Origin of the sequence: Stutzerimonas stutzeri, assembly GCF_024448895.1 — a bacterium.
GTDB classification, from domain to species: domain Bacteria; phylum Pseudomonadota; class Gammaproteobacteria; order Pseudomonadales; family Pseudomonadaceae; genus Stutzerimonas; species Stutzerimonas stutzeri_Q.
The window spans coordinates 1-2,779 of the sequence record NZ_JAMOIC010000056.1 but is presented as its reverse complement, the minus strand read 5'-3'; the positions used below and the strand labels follow the sequence as shown (position 1 = coordinate 2,779).

Annotated in this window: 3 protein-coding genes; all 3 read left to right on the top strand. The window is 66.0% G+C overall.

The annotated features are described in order from the left end of the window. The first annotated feature begins 209 nt into the window (after nt 1-209). Nucleotides 210-893: a response regulator transcription factor gene (locus NA619_RS24835; RefSeq protein ID WP_064481061.1), complete on the top strand. Its 684-nt coding sequence runs from the start codon at nt 210-212 to the stop codon at nt 891-893. Next, entirely contained in the window at nt 883-2,160 is a 1,278-nt protein-coding gene (locus tag NA619_RS24830) for a sensor histidine kinase (RefSeq protein ID WP_125863944.1), read from the top strand. The genes NA619_RS24835 and NA619_RS24830 overlap by 11 nt, the downstream gene beginning before the upstream one ends. An 81-nt stretch (nt 2,161-2,241) precedes the next feature. Next, a partial coding sequence (locus tag NA619_RS24825; protein ID WP_255964428.1) for a class I SAM-dependent methyltransferase occupies nt 2,242-2,779 on the top strand: 538 nt, incomplete at its 3' end.

Genomic DNA, 2,779 nt, shown 5'->3' with positions numbered 1-2,779 from the left:
ACCCAGGGCAGTTCCATCGGGGAACCTCGGTTAGAAGCCTGGGCCGCATTGTTGGGTCGCAAACTTAAGGCAGTCTTAAGCCGCGCAGGGCTAAATGCGGGGCTGGCGAGGCGACGTTTTTTTCACATCGTCTCGGCTATGTTCTGCGCCGCGCGCAGGCGTAATAAGCAGCGTCTGCCGTTCCGAAACTTCTAGCGAGTACCCCAGCGATGCGCATCCTGGTCATCGAAGACAACCGTGACATTCTCGCCAACGTGCTGGACTACCTTGAGCTCAAGGGCTACGTGGTCGACTGCGCGCAGGATGGCCTCAGCGGTCTGCACCTGGCCGCCACCCAGGACTACGACCTGATCGTGCTGGACCTGATGCTGCCGGGCATCGACGGGCTGCAGGTGTGCAAGCGCCTGCGCGACGATGCCGGGCGCGATACGCCGATCATCATGCTCACCGCCCGCGATGCGCTGCCTGACCGCATCAAGGGGCTGCAGGCCGGTGCCGACGACTATCTGATCAAGCCCTTCGCGCTGTCCGAGCTGGTTGCCCGTATCGAGGCGATCCTGCGTCGCTGCCAGGGATCGCGTCGCCGGCAGCTGCAGGTGGCCGATCTCTGCTACGACCTGGACACCCTGGAAGCCAGTCGTGGTGGCCAGCCGATTCGCCTCAACCCTATCGGCCACAAGCTGCTGGCGATCCTCATGCAGCGCAGCCCGGCGGTGGTGCGCCGCGAAGCGCTGGAAGATGCCGTCTGGGGTGATCACGTGCCGGACAGCGATGCGTTGCGCAGCCATATCCACCAGTTGCGCCAGGTGCTCGACAAGCCGTTCGACAAGCCGTTGCTGCATACTGTGCACGGCCTTGGCTTCCGCCTGGCGGAGGACTGCGATGCTCGCTAAGCAGCCGCTGGCGCGGCGGATCGTCATCGCCTTCACGCTGATGACGCTGGTGGTGAGCGGTGCGTTCGCCCTCGGCATCGTTGGCGTGGTGCACTTCATCGAAGAGCAGCTGGTCACCGAGGAGTTGAGTCGCGACCTGGACATCGTGCTCAACGAGGATCTGCCAAAGGGACGAACACCGCAGCTGGGTACCAGCACTCACTTCTTCGCCTCGCATCTGCCGGAGCGCCCGATGCCAAAGGCGTTTGCCGGGCTCGGCGAGGGGTTCACCGAGCTGGTTCGCGGGGACGATGCCTACTACGTCTATGTGCGCAATGTCGGCGCTGACCGCTACGTGCTGGTGCAGGAGCAGCACGAGTTCGAGGCCCGTGAGGATGCGCTGTTCAACGTCGTGCTGGCCGGCTTTCTGCTCAGCGTGCTCGGCGCCTGGGCGCTGGGGCGGCTGATGGCCAACCGGGTGTTGGCACCGGTCAGCCGCCTGGCCAACCAGGTGCGCCACCGCGACCAGCTGCATCCGCTGGCGCCGCCGCTGGCCCTGCAGTATCCCGATGACGAGGTCGGCCATCTGGCCGCGGCGTTCGACAGCACCCTCGGCCAGCTGCGCCAGACCCTGGAGCGCGAGCGGCTGTTCACCGCCGATGTCAGCCACGAACTACGCACCCCGTTGATGGTGGTGCTCGGCGCCTGCGAGCTCCTCGAGCAGCAGGCCGAGCTGTCGCCAGCCGCGCAGCGACCGCTGGCGCGCATCCAGCGCGCCGCGCGGGAAATGCACGAGCTGGTGGAAACCTTCCTGATGCTGGCGCGGGCGCGTCCGCAACAGACGTCCTTGGCCGGCGACGCCAGCTTGCGGAGCGTGGCGACCGAGCAGAGCGAGCGCTGGGCACCGCTGCTGGCGGAGAAGGGCCTGGCCTTCGAGCTGCTGGAGGAGGGCGAGGACCGCGGCGTCTACAACCACACCCTGCTCGGCGCGGTGATGTCCAACCTGCTGCGCAACGCACTGCATTACACCGACCGCGGCACGGTGCGGCTGGTCCTCGACGACGCTGGCTTTCGCGTCGAGGACAGCGGCGTGGGCATTCCCCTGGCGGAGCAGGAGCGCATGTTCCAGCCGTTCGTGCGGGGTGCCGAGGGGCGCGGCGAAGGGCTGGGGCTGGGGTTGTCGCTGGTCAAGCGGATCTGCGCGCACCAGGGCTGGCAGGTAGGTGTGGTGCCGCGGCAACCGCAGGGCAGCTGCTTTCAGGTGCGCTTTCATGACGGCGCTGTTTGACGTTTTTTTCACATCCCGTTGACGGGCCCTTGATGTCTGTCTGGTTAGTTTGGCGTTCCGTTTCCAACCGGAATGCCCGCCATGACCACATCGAGCCCCATCGAACTGGAGTTCTCGCGCAAATACGATCGCCAGCACGCCTACGAATACCTGCACAAGCATCAGGATGGCCTGGCCCGGCGGCTGTCGCACTGGCGTGACGAGCAGATGGCGCGCCGCGCACTGAAGATCGCCGGCGATCCTGATCTGGTGCTGGACCTGCCGTGCGGCGCCGGGCGCTTCTGGCCGCTGCTGGCCGAGCACCCAAGCCGGATGATCTTTGCCGCCGACAACTCGGCCGACATGCTGGCGATCGCCGAAGCCTCGCAGTCGCGGGAAATCCTCTATCGGGTCGAGAGCTTCCAGACCTCCGCCTTCGCCATCGACATGGGTGACAACGCGGTAGACAACATCTTCTGCATGCGCCTACTGCACCACATCGCCGACCCGGCGCACCGGCTGGCGATGCTGCGTGAGTTCCACCGCGTCACCCGTGACACGCTGATCGTCTCGCTGTGGGTCGATGGCAACTACAAGGCCTGGAAGCGCAAGCGCCTGGAGCGTCGCCGGCCGGCGAAGG

Bases quoted from the DNA above. Each gene is read 5' to 3' on its own strand.
- NA619_RS24835 (WP_064481061.1), top strand. From the start codon at position 210: ATGCGCATCCTGGTCATCGAAGACAACCGTGACATTCTCGCCAACGTG.
- NA619_RS24830 (WP_125863944.1), top strand. From the start codon at position 883: ATGCTCGCTAAGCAGCCGCTGGCGCGGCGGATCGTCATCGCCTTCACG.